This window comes from Psychrobacillus sp. PGGUH221, assembly GCF_042055255.1.
GTDB lineage: Bacteria > Bacillota > Bacilli > Bacillales_A > Planococcaceae > Psychrobacillus.
In genome coordinates, this window is sequence record NZ_JAQMHQ010000011.1 from 78,853 (window position 1) to 98,038 (window position 19,186).

At 34.6% G+C, this 19,186-nt stretch carries 21 protein-coding genes; 8 read left to right on the plus strand and 13 right to left on the minus strand.

Features of this window, described 5'->3' with window-relative positions; genetic code table 11:
* Positions 1 to 257: 257 nt before the first annotated feature.
* Complete coding sequence (locus PGC35_RS18355; RefSeq protein ID WP_375220156.1) at positions 258 to 893, plus strand: FMN-dependent NADH-azoreductase; 636 nt, start codon at positions 258 to 260, stop codon at positions 891 to 893.
* A gap of 117 nt (positions 894 to 1,010) precedes the next feature.
* Complete coding sequence (locus PGC35_RS18360) at positions 1,011 to 1,157, plus strand: hypothetical protein (RefSeq protein ID WP_375220157.1); 147 nt, start codon at positions 1,011 to 1,013, stop codon at positions 1,155 to 1,157.
* A 324-nt stretch (positions 1,158 to 1,481) separates the two neighbouring features.
* On the opposite strand, the gene PGC35_RS18365 is transcribed toward PGC35_RS18360, so the two are convergent.
* The 6 genes from PGC35_RS18365 to PGC35_RS18390 all read right to left on the minus strand — a co-directional run bounded on the left by PGC35_RS18365 (position 1,482) and on the right by PGC35_RS18390 (position 8,146).
* The gene (locus PGC35_RS18365; protein ID WP_375220158.1) at positions 1,482 to 1,913 is read right to left on the minus strand and encodes a hypothetical protein; all 432 of its coding nucleotides are present in this window, start codon (positions 1,911 to 1,913) and stop codon (positions 1,482 to 1,484) included.
* Positions 1,914 to 2,075: 162 nt separating this feature from the next.
* Positions 2,076 to 2,855 (minus strand): PAS domain S-box protein, encoded by a 780-nt coding sequence (locus PGC35_RS18370; protein WP_375220159.1) that lies wholly within the window; start codon positions 2,853 to 2,855, stop codon positions 2,076 to 2,078.
* A 463-nt stretch (positions 2,856 to 3,318) separates the two neighbouring features.
* Positions 3,319 to 3,813: a DinB family protein gene (locus tag PGC35_RS18375; protein ID WP_375220160.1), complete on the minus strand. Its 495-nt coding sequence runs from the start codon at positions 3,811 to 3,813 to the stop codon at positions 3,319 to 3,321.
* A gap of 320 nt (positions 3,814 to 4,133) precedes the next feature.
* On the minus strand, positions 4,134 to 6,155 hold the full coding sequence (locus PGC35_RS18380) for a right-handed parallel beta-helix repeat-containing protein (protein WP_375220161.1): 2,022 nt from the start codon (positions 6,153 to 6,155) through the stop codon (positions 4,134 to 4,136).
* A 655-nt stretch (positions 6,156 to 6,810) separates the two neighbouring features.
* Positions 6,811 to 7,254: a cell wall hydrolase gene (locus PGC35_RS18385; RefSeq protein ID WP_375220162.1), complete on the minus strand. Its 444-nt coding sequence runs from the start codon at positions 7,252 to 7,254 to the stop codon at positions 6,811 to 6,813.
* Positions 7,255 to 7,438: 184 nt separating this feature from the next.
* Positions 7,439 to 8,146 carry a DNA alkylation repair protein gene (locus PGC35_RS18390; RefSeq protein ID WP_375220163.1) on the minus strand — a complete coding sequence of 236 codons (708 nt, stop codon included), beginning with the start codon at positions 8,144 to 8,146 and terminating at the stop codon, positions 7,439 to 7,441.
* 795 nt (positions 8,147 to 8,941) lie between these two features.
* Here PGC35_RS18390 and PGC35_RS18395 point away from each other — a divergent pair.
* A complete protein-coding gene (locus PGC35_RS18395; protein ID WP_172794352.1) occupies positions 8,942 to 9,082 on the plus strand; it encodes a hypothetical protein in 141 nt (46 codons plus the stop codon).
* A gap of 302 nt (positions 9,083 to 9,384) precedes the next feature.
* Here the strand turns inward: PGC35_RS18395 and PGC35_RS18400 are convergent, their stop codons facing one another.
* The 4 genes from PGC35_RS18400 to PGC35_RS18415 form a co-directional block, all read right to left on the minus strand.
* Complete coding sequence (locus tag PGC35_RS18400; RefSeq protein WP_275784058.1) at positions 9,385 to 10,200, minus strand: undecaprenyl-diphosphate phosphatase; 816 nt, start codon at positions 10,198 to 10,200, stop codon at positions 9,385 to 9,387.
* A gap of 178 nt (positions 10,201 to 10,378) precedes the next feature.
* Positions 10,379 to 10,741: a hypothetical protein gene (locus PGC35_RS18405; protein WP_375220164.1), complete on the minus strand. Its 363-nt coding sequence runs from the start codon at positions 10,739 to 10,741 to the stop codon at positions 10,379 to 10,381.
* A 316-nt stretch (positions 10,742 to 11,057) separates the two neighbouring features.
* Positions 11,058 to 11,339, minus strand: a complete 282-nt coding sequence (locus PGC35_RS18410; RefSeq protein WP_375220165.1) for a hypothetical protein — start codon at positions 11,337 to 11,339, stop codon at positions 11,058 to 11,060.
* A 62-nt stretch (positions 11,340 to 11,401) separates the two neighbouring features.
* The gene (locus PGC35_RS18415) at positions 11,402 to 11,833 is read right to left on the minus strand and encodes a GNAT family N-acetyltransferase (RefSeq protein WP_375220166.1); all 432 of its coding nucleotides are present in this window, start codon (positions 11,831 to 11,833) and stop codon (positions 11,402 to 11,404) included.
* 262 nt (positions 11,834 to 12,095) lie between these two features.
* Here PGC35_RS18415 and PGC35_RS18420 point away from each other — a divergent pair, with 262 nt between their 5' ends.
* Together PGC35_RS18420 and PGC35_RS18425 are read left to right on the plus strand one after the other, a co-directional pair.
* On the plus strand, positions 12,096 to 12,398 hold the full coding sequence (locus PGC35_RS18420) for a DUF3915 family protein (protein ID WP_375220167.1): 303 nt from the start codon (positions 12,096 to 12,098) through the stop codon (positions 12,396 to 12,398).
* A 145-nt stretch (positions 12,399 to 12,543) separates the two neighbouring features.
* The gene (locus tag PGC35_RS18425) at positions 12,544 to 12,765 is read left to right on the plus strand and encodes a TM2 domain-containing protein (RefSeq protein ID WP_053591798.1); all 222 of its coding nucleotides are present in this window, start codon (positions 12,544 to 12,546) and stop codon (positions 12,763 to 12,765) included.
* A gap of 355 nt (positions 12,766 to 13,120) precedes the next feature.
* Here PGC35_RS18425 and PGC35_RS18430 read toward each other — a convergent pair whose 3' ends face one another.
* On the minus strand, positions 13,121 to 14,371 hold the full coding sequence (locus tag PGC35_RS18430) for an MFS transporter (protein WP_375220168.1): 1,251 nt from the start codon (positions 14,369 to 14,371) through the stop codon (positions 13,121 to 13,123).
* Positions 14,372 to 14,787: 416 nt separating this feature from the next.
* The gene (locus PGC35_RS18435; RefSeq protein ID WP_375220169.1) at positions 14,788 to 14,967 is read right to left on the minus strand and encodes an H-type small acid-soluble spore protein; all 180 of its coding nucleotides are present in this window, start codon (positions 14,965 to 14,967) and stop codon (positions 14,788 to 14,790) included.
* 115 nt (positions 14,968 to 15,082) lie between these two features.
* Between PGC35_RS18435 and PGC35_RS18440 the strand changes: the two genes are divergently transcribed.
* Positions 15,083 to 15,367 (plus strand): hypothetical protein, encoded by a 285-nt coding sequence (locus tag PGC35_RS18440; RefSeq protein ID WP_275784043.1) that lies wholly within the window; start codon positions 15,083 to 15,085, stop codon positions 15,365 to 15,367.
* A 159-nt stretch (positions 15,368 to 15,526) separates the two neighbouring features.
* Here PGC35_RS18440 and PGC35_RS18445 read toward each other — a convergent pair whose 3' ends face one another.
* Positions 15,527 to 15,829 carry a DUF1292 domain-containing protein gene (locus PGC35_RS18445; RefSeq protein ID WP_331457270.1) on the minus strand — a complete coding sequence of 101 codons (303 nt, stop codon included), beginning with the start codon at positions 15,827 to 15,829 and terminating at the stop codon, positions 15,527 to 15,529.
* A gap of 371 nt (positions 15,830 to 16,200) precedes the next feature.
* On the opposite strand from PGC35_RS18445, the gene PGC35_RS18450 reads away from it, so the two are divergent.
* Together PGC35_RS18450 and PGC35_RS18455 are read left to right on the plus strand one after the other, a co-directional pair.
* On the plus strand, positions 16,201 to 17,076 hold the full coding sequence (locus PGC35_RS18450) for a DUF1672 family protein (protein ID WP_375220170.1): 876 nt from the start codon (positions 16,201 to 16,203) through the stop codon (positions 17,074 to 17,076).
* Between the two features lie 13 nt (positions 17,077 to 17,089).
* Positions 17,090 to 19,174 (plus strand): SA1320 family protein, encoded by a 2,085-nt coding sequence (locus PGC35_RS18455; RefSeq protein WP_375220171.1) that lies wholly within the window; start codon positions 17,090 to 17,092, stop codon positions 19,172 to 19,174.
* The last annotated feature ends 12 nt before the right edge of the window (positions 19,175 to 19,186 follow it).

Genomic DNA, 19,186 nt, shown 5'->3' on the forward strand with positions numbered 1-19,186 from the left:
GTATGCAATTAAATAGCGCAGTCCATTGTGAACTGAGCTTTTTCCCCTACGTTTATCTTAATTTCTTATTCAACTAAAGCATCAGTTAGCTTAATAAGCTCAGTCTATTTTTCCTTCATATTTAATACTTTTCTCACTTTGTTTGTTTTCATTTCATAACCTGTTGCCTCCCCTTTTAATTTTATTTATGAATAGATTTTGAATAGTAGCTACACATTAAAAAAGATAGAAAAATTTGAATTAAAGGTGGAAAAATCATGTCAAAATTATTGTATATTACAGCTCATCCGAATGATGAAACACAATCATTCAGTATGGCAGCAGGAAAAGCGTTTATTGAGACGTACAAAATAGTAAATCCGACTGATGAAATCGTTCGCATTGATTTATATAAAGAGAGTATCCCACATCTTGATAAGGATGTTTTCAGTGGATGGGGAAAACTTCGATCTGGTAAAGGATTTGAAGAGCTTTCAGCAGAAGAAAAAGCAAAAGTGGGACGTCTTAATGAACTAAGTGAACAGTTTATTTCAGGAGATAAATATGTATTTGTAACTCCTTTATGGAATTTTTCATTCCCTCCAGTAATGAAAGCATATATTGACTCTATTGCTGTTGTGGGTAAAACATTTCGGTATACCGAACAAGGTCCAGTTGGTCTATTAACCAATAAAAAAGCACTTCATATTCAAGCACGTGGAGGTGTTTATTCTGAAGGTCCAGCTGCAGGTTTAGAAATGGGTCATCGCTTCTTAAGTGTGATCATGAGTTTCTTTGGCGTTCCTTCTTTTGAAGGTTTATTTATTGAAGGACATAATGCAATACCTGATAAAGCACAAGAAATCAAAGAAAATGGAATTGCTCGTGCAAAGGACTTAGCTCATACTTTCTAAATTATACTCAATAGAGTCATTTTTTATTTTTCTTATACTAAAAATAAAAATATTGTAAAATCAAATATTTAGCAGGATTTAACAATAAATAGTCAATACAAGTGTGGAGGTGAAAAGATGGAAAATAAGCCTATTCATTATGATGGTAGTATACAAATTAGTGATGAAAATAATACTAACTCAGATGCAATCACCAATGAAAAGTTTGAAATTACTGATGAAATAAGAAAAAACATTGGAGGAAACCCCTTTGTAATGGAATAAATATAAAGGGCACTTTACTTCAATAAGGTCCCCTATTTTTCACCAATCCCCAAGTCTACTAAAACGCCAAAAACCGCTACTTTTATAATGAAAGTAGCGATTTTTATTTGTATTCAATTAGGAGATTTAAAATTATAGCACTACACTACATTGAAAACAAGTTATACAGCACTCTTCAACTAACCTGCTGAGTTAGTTCAATAAGAAAAGAGAGTTGCCTAAGCAACTCATGATATTCAACTAAAGCACCCGTTAGTTGAAGAACATAATGAAGATTAATAATCAAATCAATAAGAGAAGATGAAACCTCATAATAAACAGTAATTACTCTCCTAAACCTTCTAAATGTTTTAGGTCATGTAAATCAGATGTATACCACCCCGATTGGATAATATCACTTTTATTACGAGCGAAATATTTATATTCCACTAGTGGTTCAGTATCAAATATTACGCCTATATAATATGGATTCAGGTGTTTATAGCCGTCCTCACGATGAGGCACTGTCCTATATTCCCACGTTTCCCCAGGGTACTGTTCTTCCAAATGTATCTGTATATAACCTACTTTTTTTTCAATTTGCATATCAATCCAATATGGACGTACAAAATAAAAAATACCAAAAGACACCAAAAATAAAATAGCCAATCCCTGAATAACTTTTCTCCATTTTCCTTTCAAAATAAGAGAAACTAATAGAATAACAAGTAAAATCCCACCGACTATGAACAATTCAATTAGTTCAGTTGGATGCAATGAATACCCCCCCTTTGTATTGAATCAGTTAGTTCGTTCTTCAACTAAACTGCCCCATTAGCACAATAAGAAAAAGCCGTCTCATGACGGCTCTGACTCCAGAGAACGAACCTGTAATGAAGATGGATAACAATATATCACGGAATATAGTTGATATCCTATTCAAACATTTACGAAGCTATCCTTTAACACCAAATCACGTACTGCCTGCTGTAAAGTTCCAAATATTTGTATTAGGGATAAATCGGCTCCGAGCTGAACAACACTTTGGGCAATTTCGGGTCTTATTCCCGTTACAATAGAACGAACACCAAGCAAACCAAGTACGGCACTAGTTTCAAACAGACATTGGATTACCATTGCATCAAGTTCATAGATGCCTGAAAAATCGCTAATCAAAGTATGGACACTCTGTTCCTGTACTTTTAAAGGAACATGTTCTAAAATATAATTCGCTCTTTCAGAATTGATAGAACCTACTAGTGGTAACACAGCGATCCCTTCCAATATAGGGACGACTGGAGCTGATAGTGTGTTAATTTCTTTGGACACTTTTTCGAGTGATCTTTCGATTTCTTTACGCTTTGTTATATCTCTAACGACAGATTGAATCGCTTTTTTATCCTCATACAAAACAGGAGTACAGTTTGTTTCTACATCAACTAGTGAACCATCAAACCGTCTTAATTGTTTTTCGATAGTTCCAGTTGGTTTATTTTCATCAAGGATCGATTTTGTGTGACTTAATATCAGCTCTCTATACTCCTCGGGTATGATATCGAATACAGATTTACCTATAACTTCCTCACTGGAAGCGGCACGTAAAAAGTCTACTCCTGAAGGGTTTATATACTTAAATTTCCCATCTTGTTGAATAATAATTGCCTCCGTGGTCGTTTCCACGATTTGACGATACAATTTTTCATCCGTATTATTTCCCATGAAAATCCACTACTCCTTACCAAAAGCTATAAGTTTTTAACTAAAAACATTATACAATAAGTGAATAATTATTGTATATGCCCCTTATCTGTACATATTAGTTTAAAAATCCTTATTTAACTAACCTGCTGCGTTAGTTCAATAAGAAAAAAGTGTTACCTAAGTAACCCACGTTCTTTAACTAAAGCCTTCATTAATTTAAGAAGAAATTACATTTCCAGAGTATAAAAATTTAAAGATTCCTATTATCAAACTAACCATAATAAATGCCCAAGTAATTCCAGCAACATCTATTTGAAATGAATTTTCTTCAGATGCCCATTACGTGTTCATAATCAAAGGCTTTGTTAAGTAGTATTGTTATTTTTCAGGTATAATATGGGAACGTCCGATTTGGACGTTCCCAATCTTATTCCATTAAAGCCCCCTATAATGGAATAACTATAAAGCTAAGGAAGCTTTTTTAAAAGCTGCGTTCCCCTGGCCAAGCTCCTTGCATTTTACTAAGGAATACAATTTGCCCAATATGATATGCGTCGTGCATTGCTAAACTCTTCAGTTCAAGCACTAATGAATTATCTTCTCCTGGGATCTGTCTATACAAATCTTCATGTTCTGATTTTGCTAGTATTTTTCCAAGTTCACGATGAACATAAAAGTATTCTAGTTTTGTTTCATTCCAATTTTCTAACGTCTCAGTTGGTAATCGAAATGTAGATTTATTATTTTCTGCCTGTGGTTCATTCGCTGTTTCACCAAGAAATCGCATCAGAAATCTCTTTTCATAGAAAAGTAAATGACAAACTAGTTCCCAAATAGAATTCATTGTCCCATCAGCTGGTTTCCAAATTGCCTGTTCAAAAGTAATATCCTCTAGCACTTTTTCAAGTGGTGGAAACCAGTCTTCTTCATCTAAGCAGCTTGCCCATTGTTGTAACAAAAGTGTCTTTACATCCATTTTCTATTCCCTCCAATTTAATATCTCCCTTTAAATATACTAATTCGATTTACTTATCTAAACTCCTTTTTGTTCAACTAAACTGCCCCGTTAGTTGATAAGAACTCCCTCTTGAAGTCTCCAGAAATACTTTCATCAACAAGATAAAAATCGCTTAATTTTCTAAGTACTAAATAACAACCCACATTCTCTTAGAATTAAATATTTCATTGCAAATGCAACTTTGTGGTAATCTCAACAGAAAATAGAATAGGCAGCTATTCGCTTGTTAAAGACCAATTGTTTCAAAGGTTTTTAAACATGCTAAAGCTGCCAAGTGTTTAAATAATAATTTCTATTTCTAAACCACCGTGAGTCATATTCGCAAAGGGAACATGTTCCGATTCTTTTGTTAGTTTTATACCTATAATGACACTTGCATATGCTACTTGGTGACTGTATAAATAATCTATTGTTTGACCATCTGCTATTAGTCCATTTTCCCCTGTTTGAGTTACTTTTACCATTGGATGAATACCAGGAGAGACATTTTGAAGCTTGACCTCTAACCCTTTTGGATTACTTTCAATTAAAGAAACATAGGATTGCCCACTCTTAAATTGAATGCTTCCATTTCCGTTATTTGCTACTAGGCTGAATACAATGGGTTGACCCTGAAGAGGCTGGAATACTGCATTACCACCTACTAATGTGTTATGTGCTACTGCCCCAGTTGTTTCTGAATGGAGTGGTACTCCTTCGCTTCCCATTTTAATCGTATTTCCAACAGCTCCAACATCCATACAATTCCATAATCTCAAACCGTATAAAGTTAAAGAGTTCGGGGTTTTAATCGTGTTGCCTTGAACGGTTCCATCTTGTAAATTACGGACTAATATTCCTCCTGCTATTCTTGGATGGTCTACATCTATTATATTATTGGACACATTTCCACTAAAGTTCGGTTGAGTAGGAATGGAATATCCAGCATAGATCACATATGGCACAAAAATCGTGTTAGCAATGTCCAGCTCATCTGGAACGCCGTGAATAATATTCCCGTCGACAATCAATCGATCAAATGAACCGATAAAAATAACACCGTCTGTACCAAAGCAATTTTTAACATGATTATTAGTCACTATTGCATTCGTCTCTTGATTGACCTTGGTTTGCCTTTGAACTCCTCCAATGTATATTGCTCCCAACGGATTTTTAGCATATCCACAATTAAGGATTTTATTGTTAGCTACAATACAATCTTTTGTATATTGCTCTACATTGGTCCATTTATAAAAGACCCCTCCAACCATGGAGTCAGATATAAAATTATCTGTTGCTATTAAACCACCCCCTGCGTGGCCATCTATAGCTTTACGTTTGTTACCTCTAAGCGTGCACCCGGTAATTAAAAGGTCATTGGCTTTTGGAAATAACGTTCCCAGTGAATTGATCCCGTAGCCAGGGTCTACATAAGTATGATATTTGGAGGCATGTGGATGCCCAGCCCGATCGCTTATGCTATTAATTACTCTCGGTCTTTCTACTGCCGAAAATACATAATTGCTAGAGTAATTATCATGAGCATTACATTCTATAAAAGTAATGTCTGCATTATTTTCGTATTGTAAATCGGTTGGTAAATAGTCCCCTAAATGCCCTACTGCAAATCCTGAGTAGTTAAATCCGCTGCTCTCACAGGCTCTGAAGATAATATTTTTACAGGCGCGATGCACTAAAACTCCGCTTCCTACATTTCCTATAAATCCTCCGCCAAATAATCCAAATGGCTTACCATCATTTCTAGCACGCGCACTCGTATCGAAGCTATTGTTTTTTCGGTAATTCCAAAATCCAGATGTTGGATAGCCCCCTGCAGTGGTACCTTTTTCCCCATAACCAGTTACGGGATCTATTTCTGGGAACTCACCATACCCTTCAAATTTGATACCTTCAATAATGCAATCCTCACAAAGCTGAAGCTCTAAGATTCCCTGAGCATGAGTTCGAGTGAACAAAACAGCTCCATAACCTATCAAATGAACTCGCTTCTTCCCTCTCAGGAGCAAACAAGGTTGGTCATTGTTCGGAAAATCATCTAGCTTTGTATTCTTCTCTAGCCAGTAACGTCCTGGTGGCAAAATTAATGTATCACCATCATTTGCATGATTAAAAGCTGCCTGTATAAAATCCTGTATTCTAGTCTGTCCAGTTGTGTCAGCCTTTATAGTCTTAGCCGTTCCACCTTCTATTTCATCTAACATTTCAAAATTACGTGTTATCCCCTGCAGGAAATCCTTTGAAAGTTTGTCCTCGATATTGGTTGGAATATAATATTTTTTCTTGGGCGTATAATTTGTCATTTTTTATATCTCCCCTTCAAAATTTTTCTAAGATCAGTAGGCTTTTTCGAAAAACCTTTTAACTCTTTATAAATGCTAGAAAACGAATACCCCCTCTACATCCAGATTAATAATAACTAATTCGATAAGAAGAGGGGCATTTCCTTTACAAATTTTTGAATAAATTGTATACAGTTAAAAAGACCATCTTATGCCATGTGTATATCCCTATCCAATTTTCGAAAAACAGGATTTATGACCCTCTTAATTTTTAACTACATGCTACGTTAGCTAAATCTATAAGGAAAATCGGGTCAAGAGGAAAAGGAGCATCACTACTCGCTGGTTAAAATACAATAGCTGAAAGTGAAAGGCTCAATACAATGAAGTGGATTTGGGCAAAATTTTGTATGGCATTTGCTCTTAATTTTAAATTTAAACTATATATGATCTAAATGTTCGATATATAAAAAAGGGAACACCTGCTAACATCAGGAGTTCCCTTTTTTTGCGAAATATAAATAATTCGAAACAATATTTAAAAAAATAGGATGTGCTTTGAAATTTTTTTATACCGACAACTATTACATTACCTACTGGATCTACATCGAACTAAAGCACAACTAAACAGGAAAAATCGCAATAACACTCCAGAATTAATAATAGCTCCTAGAACCTAACCACCAATATAAACACTTTCACATGTTCCAGGTGCTGGTTCATAATAACAATGATTTTTATATTGCCCAGCTAAAGGTTGATCATACCATGTTGGAGGACATGGAGCATATGGATTAAAATACCAAAGTGCATATTTCCCTGGGTGATCTCTCCAATAATCCAAAGCCTGTTTTGCTAATCTTTTTTCAGCAGATCTCGCTCTTTGATAAAATAAATTACCTTTTTGAACAGCTTCAAAAGAATAATTTCCTCCTTGAATTTGAAATATGACATCTTCAATTGTTCTTACATCTTTAAAGTCTGAACAATCTGCTTTAGCACGATTAACAATTACATTTCCAACATATAACATTCCTTGTTTTCCTTCACCTTCGGCTTCTGCTCTCATCATCCTTGCCATTAAGTCCACGTCTGAACTTTTGTAATTTACTCTTGGCATTTTTTCACCTCAAATATATAGTATGAAAAAATGCCTTTATTGATGTCATTCTTAATAAAAATATAATGCTTAGTTTTTAATGCTTGCAGTTTTTAAGTAGGATGAAAAAATATCGCATTCTTTTTATACCTTTATCAATCAACCCGCTGATGTTAAAAGATTGTTCTCGAAATAAGGCGATTGTTTAACATCTTACATATTTTCGTTTGAAACCTATCCTCCCTTTATCAACTTCCTTTTGAATATTTTCGGAAGCTAGTAGGAAACTGCTTTTTTTCTTGTCCCGTTTTACTTCTACTGGACCTACTGCTTTTGCAGTCTCGACCGCCTTTTCATGTAGCGGCAAATATGAAATCCCCACTGTGTATATAAAATTATTCATAGCGGATTTAGTTCGTTCTGGAGAATCATGAATCGTTTTTTCCACAATTTCAAGCATATTGGCTATCTTGCTTTCCGAAAATTCAACGTCCATTCGATTACCCAAAAGCCAACAGTAGCAACTCCATCCCGCAGACATTTTCAATTCTTCCCCACTTATAATCCATTTATCAGCAACGTCTTGTGCAATATCCGCTTCTGCTAATGTTACTGCAACTACATAATCGGATAGCATATAAAAATACGCTCCATCGATCCAGCGCTCAAAATCCGCTTCAGTCATTGCTTTTGGGTCTGCGATTATGCCTGCAAAGTACATTGCGTCGTAGTTCCCTGTAGAGTATAGCTGTTCAGCTAAAGGTTGATTTATTTTTATTTTCTTAGAGATTGGCTTCATAGCACCTGTAGCCACGCCAAAAAGAGGCTCTTCCGCACCATTGGATATGTAGATTTTTTTGGTCCGTTCTTTGCCGAGGGCTTCAAGTTCCTGCATAACCATTTGAAAATCCATCGTTTAACACTTCCTTTTTATTGTAGTTTTTTCTGCCTAAATATTTTATCTATCCATTCCATCACAATTATCCTATAACAAACTTTCACAGCAAAGCCGGTATGTCCAGCATGTTTGTGAGAGAACAAGGGGAGCTAGTGGTTTATACATGTAATTTTAAACTCTAATTTTAAATTGGAAGCAATTTCAATAACTTGACGTCATTCATCTTTAATAACTCGCTTGTCTCTAATAGAAATTCCATCATGACCTTTATTTTTTCCCCATTACTTATTTCTTTAATAGTTGTTGTCAAATGGGACATAAAAACTCACTAAACTGCCCATTAGTTGAGCAAGCACCTTCTTTTTTAATTTAAATAATTTCGAAATGTAGACTTATATTGGGTGTTAACATTAACAACATATCTATTTGTTGAATATTATATAAGACAACCCTAGGTTACTTTCCCATTGACAATCTTTGGTTGAATACCCCCTTAATAGTATCATTTCTTGTAGTTTGTCTATACTGGTAAAACCAGTACCAAGATCAGTTGGGAAAGTCTGATCTTGGTTTTTTATTTTTTTAGGTGCTTATTACACTATTAATATTTTGAATAAACTATAGAAGGGGAAACTGAGAAGAATTTAACCTCTACTCCCAGTTGCCCCCTGTTACCTTAAATCTATTTTTTTATCTTAATAGAATAATTGTTACTGCAAATCTTTCGTCTTTACTCAAATATTGTATGCCTCTTTATTATTTTATAGTGTCATTAAAGATCTTAGAACTATATGAAGGAGTTCGGTACCCATGGAATTGATAGTTCATGAAATTTATCGGTTGGTAGATGATTATTACAAATGTGATAATTTCCAAATAAAAGAACAAATAATTAGTGACATTATTTTCTTATCAGAAGCTTACCTTCTCTATGTTGAAAAGGAAGAGTGATTACATTAAAAATATACCTCGTTCAACTAATCTGCCCCAAAGTTGAACAAGAAAAAAGCTGTTCTACTGCTAAAGCACCCGTTAGTTTAAGTACAATGTTTACAATCTCAATAAATGGTTCACCATGAAGGAGGCTAACTCAAAGGTAAATGGAATGACTACCTTTTTGAGTTAGCCTTTCGCTTTCTTACTATTTTTATTGAGTATTATGTTGCTCGATTCTCATTTTACCGAGTGATTCCTTATGTCCTAAAAGGCATGCAGAAACGAATTGGTTAGCTCTATAACATTATCAAAGCCCTTTAAAAGAAAACTAAAAGTAATGTTCCAACGATAAAACAATAATAGGTGAAATAAACCAACTTACCATTTTTCATTATTCCCATAAACCACTTCATCGCAAAATAGGTCATTAATAGAGTTGCAATAAATGCAGCTAAATAGGGGATTGCTAAGTCTATTTTATTCGGCTCATTCAAAAAATCAGAAAAACCTAGAATAACTCCTCCGATGCTTACAGGAATATACAACATAAATGAAAATCGAAGTGCTGTATCTTGTTTCATTCCAATAGCAATTGCTGAAATTACCGTCGCACCCGAACGGCTAATTCCTGGAGTCAATGCGACAGCCTGACCTAAACCAACAATGAACGCATCCTTCATCGTAATATCCCGCTCGTCTTTTACACCTTTAATATTGCGAATTAACCACAAGGCAAACCCTGTAATAAAGAGCATCACCGCGATCGTTGTCATACTTACATTTTCTGCAATATAGTCATTTAAAAAAATCCCAAGAACACCCGCTGGTATAGTACCAATGACGATAAAGCAAACAAACCGAAAGTCACTCTTATAGCTTCGATTTTTCGTTATTAAATAACGAATTGAATTAGTTGCAAGCCTGACGATATCTTGTCTATAAATATAAAGTATTGAAAAAAGTGACGCCGTATTTGTTAATATAGCAAAAGTAAATCCTTGCTCACCTAACCCCAAAATCTCACTGACAATCATCACGTGGCCGCTAGAGGACACTGGTATTGGTTCTGTAAAGCCTTGAACTAAGCCAATTATTATCATTTTGGTTATTAATACAATGTCTAGTTCTCCCATTTTTACCTCCCTTTAAACACTCATTCCAGAACAACGTCTGTTAATTTTAAATATATTAAACTGAATTCAGATAAACCATCGATTAATCTAACAATTTGATGTACTAATGTTACATTTTCGTCACCGTGTCTTTAATTAAAAGTAAAAACCAATAACAAAACAGCTCTTTGCCTTCCTACTAATACTCCAAAGCTAGACGTTCATCAATTCGCTCCATCACACTTTTAGATGGTCTTTGATAAAATTGGTACCAATCCATTCTTTTATCTCCTACCTCTTCGATTAAGTCATTCACTGTAAAGACTAGCTTCCGTAAATCTGTATGTAATGCTGTTAGCTCCTCCTCATTTAGAGAATTTACCGTATACAATTGATGGTTGCTTTCCCTTAATAGACTAGCTAATTCTTGATGGTGAATAGTAAAGGAAATATCCGATAAAAAGTCAGGCTGATATAGAAAAAGATTAGATTCTCCAAATACCTGTAGCTCTTTAGATGACATCCTCGATAAAGCCTCTAAATAGCCACTTGCCTGAAGCATTTCTCTTTGCTATTGCTCACCTAGCTCCCTTTTCAATTCAATATTCTTCATTAAAAAAGCACTGCTTATAATAAGTATCGATACAACTAATATCAAATGCGGTTGTAAGCCTAACTTCCTCACAATAGCCCCTCCCTAGATAAAATACATTCCTGCCACTTTAGTTCAACAAAAAAGAGCAGTAATCCTTCTTGGACTAATGCTCTCCTAAGCAGATGAAGATTTACTTTTAAACCTCTTTTCAATTAACTATGTTAGTTAAAGAGAATAACAATAAAAAAGAAGTTAATCCTCAAAATAAGTGTCTTTAGATAAGTTATGTAATATTTTTTAGCCAGGTAATCACACGAAGAATTTGAAAAGGTTCATACAGAGAGACTAAAAATAAGACAACAAAAAAAGTAACAAGTGGAATGTATTTAGCACCACCTTTTTCCTTTTTAGCTATGGCGGTAAAACCTATTATTGCCCCTATGATCAATAAAATGAATCCTATAAAAATAAAAGGTTCACTGTAACCATCTATCATCCAATTCATTAAGTAACATAATATTCCGATAACAATAAAAACAAATGACCAAATGCTAAATGTTTTCATAAATATTCACTTCCTTCTTTTAAATCATTCAAGAAAACGTAAAATAAATCATGTCTATAACATTAAAATTTCTTTAAGTCTTTTTTTAAATAGTAATGTTTATAGTCTCTGCCTACATTATCTAAGCTCCCGTAAACTTGATAACCATTCTTTTCGTAGAAATCCAATGCTTGAAAACTCAAAGTATCTACCTTTATAAAGTCACATTCTTTTTCTAAAGCTATCTTCTCAAGTTCTAAAAGTAATTTAGTTCCAAAACCCGACTTTCGTATATCTTCATCTATCATAAAAGTGTGAATTTCTAACCAATTCCAACACGATTCAGCAAGTATTCCGCCACGGACAATGCTGTTTTCGTCCTTTATAAATAAATTGATTTCTTCGTATCTACCTGCTAAATCTTCTGGAAAATGTTTTAAATTAAACTTATAAAGCTCGTCATGAATGTATTGTTTATCCTTTTTATTAAATTCTTTCGTAATATGCAGACTCATTATTCATTTCTCCTTTTGGATACTCTTTTATGCTTATACTGGAATTATATATAAAATAACCCTTTTTTGAACACAATCTTTTTTTAAAAATAAACTACCCCTTTGGTTGTAGAGGGCTTTTCTTCTACATCATATTATCTTTATAAGACTCAGAAAGATAACTATTTTATTATTATAGGACAAATTGTTCAATCTCTTTTTATAGATCATCATAGTTTATAAATGAGGCTAGATTTTAAATGCCAGAAGGGAGGGATTGAATATGTGTTCTGAATGTAGAAGATTAAGAGAATCTGAAAATGAAAGTGATCGTGATAGAGATCGTGACAGAGATCGAAACAGAGATCGAAACAGAAATCGCTGCGAAGGTTGCGTTTGTGACCAATTAAGACGATTAAGAATTAACACAGAGGTTGATGTTTTCTTAAAAGGTGGCCAAACGTTAAATAATGTTAATTTTATTAGCTTCGATCGGGATACTTGTTGTGCAATCTTTACTGATAATGATTCAACAATTATCGTAGACTGCCAAGACATTCAAGCGATTAGAATAGAAAGTAACTAAGTTATAAGGGAAGGGACCTCATCTGAAAAGAAAGAGGTCCCTTTAAGCCTTGCTCGTACAATTAATTGTTAAATATTACTTATATTTATATATTTTAAACTATGTTACTGTAATATTCGATTACAGGTGAAAGGAGGAATATATTATGTCAGAAAACACGAATTCAGAAAAGAATTTTGTAGCAGCTTTACTACTTTGTTTCTTTTTAGGTTCATTAGGTGTTCATAGGTTTTATGCTGGTAAAGTAGGAACAGGAATTTTAATGTTGCTTACACTAGGTGGACTAGGAATTTGGACAATAATTGATTTTATTATAATTGCTATTGGGAAATTTACAGATAGTAAAGGGAAATTAATTAAAGCCTAATAATGAAATTTGCCATACATATCTCTACTTCCAGAATAATAGATTAAACCTAAATAGTCATTACATCTAAGTTGAAATTATACTAATATTTATTACTAAAGTGAATGATGTCCTAAGACGACGGCCTACATAGCAAAATACAATGGTCAAGAATTACGCTCTAAGGTATACAATAATTGAAGTTTAAACTTAATATGGGACGTAGAGATAAATTTTGGCGTTATCAGTCCCGTGGTGCGTGTCATTAATATTATTCTTATACATATCAGTATTTTTCAGAGTAGCTCCCTCTTTGGAAAAAACCTAGCAAAAACACCTTGAAACGGCGATCTAACCATCTCAAGGTGTTTATAAATTATGAAGTTAGATCAGAAGACTCTGGAACAACTACAGGCTCACCTGCTTTTAATAATACTTTGTCTCTTCCTAACAATAGGCTAAGTAGTAACATTAGCACTCCCGTACCCAATAGAATCCATTCAACTCTCACAATATCTGCCATTGGTCCGAATATGAGCATCCCTATTGGCATCATTGAAGTAGCAATCATCCCAAAAACACCAAATATTCTACCCAAGTAATCACCCTCAACTCGTTCTTGAATTAGTACAGTCGTAGGTGTATTGAAAACTGGCATTGAGACCCCGAATATCGCCATGAAGAGTAAATATGCCCAAAATATTGGCATAATCCCAAGCGCAATCGTACAAATTCCCATTATAATACTGGCAAGTGTCATCGTATGCACCTTGTTTGAAAAACCTCCCCAAGAAGCAATAATACCTCCGCCTGCCATCATTCCAACCGAAAAGGCAATTTCGATTGCAGTTAATCTCCATACATCATCACCAAAGCTTCGAGTCACTTGTAAAGGAGTTAAAAATGCGGCTGGCGCCATCAAAACAAAAAACAACGCGAAAAACAAAAAGAACTTTTTCAAAAAAGCATGTTTATTAATATATGTTAAACCTGCTTTAAAATCACTAAGATAGCTTGTCGTTTGTGCTTCGGATGCCTTTGCATGTATCTTAATTTTTAAGAACACGAGTAAAGTTACAATCGCTATAGCTGCAGTTACCACATCTATAAAGAAAATGATTTCTAATGTAGCCATCGTAAGCAATGCCGCACTCACCATAGGAGACACGAACATTATAATAGCCTGTATACTTCCGTTAGTTCCGCTTACTTTCGTCAGCTTATCCTCTGGAACAATTTGCGGCAAAATAGCCCCTACTGCTGGACCTTGAATACCTGTTCCTACCGCTCTAATAGCTGACATGGCAAACAATAGCCAAATAGCCTCATATCCCATTAAGAAGACAATTGCCATTATTAGAGTTGCTATAGCAATCAGTCCATCTGATAAGATAATGAGTACCTTCCGATTGTATCGATCTGCCCACACTCCAGCAAAAGGCGATAAAATAAATGTAGGGATGAATCCACATAATATAAATAGTGTCATCATCATTCCTGATTGTGTAGTGAGTGTTATATGCCACATAATTGCATATTGAACCAGTGAGGAACCAAAAAGGGATATCGTCTGGCTACTTAAAAAGATAATAATATTCTTTTTCCAATTTTCATATTCCGTATTCATCTTATTCACGACCTTTTCTATATATTTCCTGCATTGAAAAGTAAATGGTTAAGGTCTTTTTTGCTCAAATCGAATATTTACATACACTACTATTTTTAGACAACAAAAAAAGAGGGTAGATTCACCCTCTCTTTTTTTGTTAAACGTAAAATAAAGTTTTCCTAAAGAGACAGACTAATCCCATTTACTCCACACTTAGGCAGAGCCCTTGACCATATTCAATTAACGGTTCAAAGTTTGGTTTCTTAGTCTCATAGATGCTGTCAAAAGGAAAACCTCCATTTCTTAAAGTGAATTTCATTTTACCATAGCTTTTCTTACTATACAATAAATACTAATTTGTACCGATTTCGTTTTACTTTATATACACGAAAAGAACTGCACCTTCTTTTTGGTGCAGTTCAATAATGATTTTCTTATTGTTCAACTAAGCTCGTAACTGAAACACTTTCCTTTTTATTTGGATCATTAGTTAAATGAATGGTTGCCAAATCCTTATCTCGGTCCACATGTTCAATATAAACCCTTTCTCCATTAAATGTTACATTAGACATACTTTTCGAAAAAGCTATTTCTTGAGCTCGTTCAGCATTCATGGATGTCACCTCCTTAATTTCTATAAATCCTAGTGTTCCTCCATTGATGGGGTTAATACCGTTACTTTCGGATATATTATGTAAAGTAATGAGTAAAATTTAGGAGAGATAGTTAATGGAAATAAATGAAATACAGAAGTTTATATTTCACATGGAGAATGAACAAAGACAAATCATACTAAAAGGGGAAATCGAGGGCCAATCTGAGGTCCCTTCATTTGATGACATTAAGTTTAAAGGGGTCCTTGCGTTGCTTAATTCTATTGATAAACAGAATTTCAGCGAATCAGGTAACAATGCGGTATTCGACCAATACCTAATGGAAGTAGAAGAAACAATAAATGAGATGAAAAAATACAATCGGTTTCAAGATAACACAGGTTGTCGCGAAGGATTATAGCCACCATCCTCTCGTATAATCCTGAGGCGGAATCGAATAGATCTTAAGTTCATGAGCTTACAACGAAGTGCAAGCAATTTTGTTTGCGCAAGAGCAATGAAGCATGCGAGAGTTTGTCAAGAGTCTGAAGAGAGGAGTATATCCTCTCTTCACAACCGTTTATTCATCTTCTTCATCAAAGTCTTCTGCTTCTTCTTGTGCTTCTAAAAATGCCGCGGATACTTTCTCAAATTCAGCGTCCGTCTCTATTTCCGCTAGCTCTTCACCATCAATAATTTGGAAAAAGAACACATCCACTTCTTCGACTGTTTCTTCTTGGGCATCATCCGCAAATGCAACTGCCGCATATTCCTTTTCTTCAATAGTCAACATACCAATCACTTCAATTTCTTGTTCACGGTCTTCTTCATCGAGAACTGTAAGAATTTCTCCAACTTCAATGCCACCCATTTTCTCGTCCATTCTAATTCCTCCTTACAATAGTTAAAGCTCATCAATTATTGTACCCTGTTAATAATTGATTAACCCAACAGAGGCTAATATTTTATAAATATCACTTTGAAAGAAAAAGTATAAGTATATTTATCCCACTGACCTATATAACAAAAGTCCTTACTAGCTATTTACAAGTCATATCCTTTCACCTGTTTTTTCAAAATTCAAATAAAATATAAGGATTATGTTTTCAGTTATCTAAAATTTTTTATACAATTAGTAAAAATAGGATATTTGGAACGAAAGATTTGCACGTTAGGAGGTAAGTATATATGCGAAGTAACAAAAAAGCCTTAGCACTCGGACTAGGCATAACCTTTTTAATTGGAGGATGTAACATGGACACTGAGAATACAAAAAGCTCTGAAAAAGAAACAGTAGCCGCAACAGGAGGTCACGGAATTGCTTTAAAGACAGAAAACCTAGTGAGCGTTCAGGAGTATTCAGGTGAAGAATATGCATTAAGGAATGGCGAGGAAACAGATAAAATCGCAGAAGCAAATCGCGATGAAATTGAAGTAGCAGTAAAAAAGTTCTTCAGTGAAAAATATAAAACAGAAGTAATTGTCCATAATTTAGTAGGTGCGGTTGATGGTGTTTCAGTATTCGTAGAATCAGTGGGAGAACCACATTTTCATGCATTTGCTATTGTTCCGATAGATGTACAAAATAAAACAGTAAAAACAGACAGCGTGTGGTCACAGGAAGGCCAAATAGAAAATGCCTTATCAGGCGGATTATTTGCAATGGCTTATGACGAGGAAATAGCCAACTTAAATAATTTTATGAACCAAATAACGAAAGAATACCCTGTTGTTGGTAAAACTAAAGAGGCGGTAGAAAAAACGGATTCTGGTTACTCGACTCCCTATTACTATATGAGTTTTTTTACTGACATTTTCGACCATCTTAACTCTATGTACTTAGAAAACCAAAATGTAAGTAAAGAAGAGCTCAGAAATTTCCTTGATGAAAATAAATTTGAAACAGAAGCTGTAAAAATTACTATCAATCTATTCATGAAAGAAAAAGATGTCGAACCAGATAAAGTTACCTATTCTCAGATAGTATCTGAAATCGAAAGTATGAATGGTTTGCCAAGGGGTGCTTATACTCTTTTATTACACGATAATTTAATTAATAGCAAGTACGGAAATGGTTTAAAAGATAACAGTATAGAGGAAACTACGATTAATGAAATTATGAAGGAATAGGAGAATATAACCTATGACTATTATAAATAATATAACTCGTCCGAATACGAATGACAGAGATTTAGTGGAGCTAGCAGGCTATCATGCATACCAAAAATACGAAGTTAATGATATCCTACAAGTTAATGGAAAAGAATTTTATGTTATTCATACACTTTACGATACATCCTCTGGGCTAGATGCATTAACCATTCAAAATTTTGAAACGAAAGAGCTATCCGTTGTATTTGTTGGGAGCGAACAACTTGACAAAGACTGGATTGGGACTAATACAAAGTTGTTAAGCGACGTTCCTCCCGCTCAAATTCAAGATGCAAAAGCTTATTTTCAGCATATGAACAATAAATATGGGGACATTTCTTCTGTCTCAGGAAATTCACTTGCTGGTGCTTTAACGAACGCTGTAGCCATCGAAAATCCTCAAGTAAAAGCCGTGACGTTAAATCCTGCAATACTTCCATCTGGTATGGTCGATCCTACCAAAGATTATACCAACATTACAAATTACTATAGTAAGTATGATTTTCTAACTGGTACAGAAGAGTCTATTGGAATGGGAGATCGAATTCCAGGCAATAAATACGGAATAAACAATGGAATACCAATGTTCTCAATGCTAGGGTCCAATCATACTGGCTACGTAGAAGCAGATACAGAAGGAAATTTTAAAATAGAAATAGGCATAAAAGGTGAGCCTGGACATGGATTTATTTACGTAGGAGCTGATGATCATATCGTAACTAGTATATGGACCGGTTCTCCTTTGTATAGCGGACAGACTGAAAAGATTCTAATAAACAAGGAAAATATGCTGTTGCTTTCCGATGGAATCAGGGATCATGTAAAAGGCCGTATCACTAATGTCAGAGATTATATCGGAAATTCTGTAAGCATAGTCTCGGATGAAAGTGCTCGATTTAATCAACGAGTTACGAGGCTGCAGGAAACTTTTCAATATATGTTTGAAGAGCTTGCTGGCGATCCGGTATTTAATGGTATTGCTAAAACAGGAATGACTATTAAAGAGTGCATAGATGAGCTTATATTACTTCTAGATTCAGCAGAGGCTAGGTGTAGAGTTCTGAATAGCATTTTAAACTCAAAGCCAGCAGAAATAATTGAATTTATCTTTTCGATTGATATAGATGTTGAAGGCCTCTTCGCTCCTGCAAAAGCATATTTACATCAGTTAAAAGTAGATGTTGATAACTTAGTGGCAAACGCACAGAACATTGTTCAGCATGATATTCCCAAGTTATTTGAAGGAGGGAAAGACCTCTTTGTAGATGCGGTTGTAGGGGAACTAAACGCTCACTCTAACATCGTCAATGAAAATAAGGATAAAGTATATAAACAATTAAATGCTTACGAGACTCAGGTTCATGACATAGCAATTTCTTTTCACAACAAAGACCGTAATTTGGCAAGTTCTATTCATTCAGGTTCTACTTTAGAAGATGGCGTAGATTCCGTGCAAAATACAGAAGTTTTTACGATTGAGTCTTCTTCCTATGTAGTAGTTGGAATGAAAATAAAAGAGATTCAAGTGGAGCTAGCCCATAATCATATGAATGCAATCGGAATATCCATATTAACTCCAATACTATTGGGCTTAGAAGCATTGCTATTTTTAATAGAAACTGCATTGTCAGGAATTATTATCGCAGTCAAGGCTGCTTTAAACGTCGGTTTGTATGGAAACCCTGTAAGCTTACTCATTAGTTTGTTCACTAATTACGAGGAAAGAGTTAGAAGAGCTGTTCAAAGTGCGTTAGAACCTCTTGAGGAGATGGAAGTAACTGTGGAAGGTCTCCGAAAAGGTTTTGGTAGAATGATTGCGAATCTTCCTGAAATGCTGAATAATTTTAAACCATATATCGATACAGCCATTTTTGAACCTGGGAAATATGAAAATGTACGACTATATAATGTCTCTGCTTTAGCCATACTAGATGAGATGGAACTTCTATTTAACGACATTATCTACCAATTATCTGACGAAAAAGCTAATGCAATTGAAGCTACATTAGAAATCTCACAGAACGTACTTGGAAATATACAGATTTTAAAAGAACAGGTACATCGTGTAACACTATAGATTATAATGACT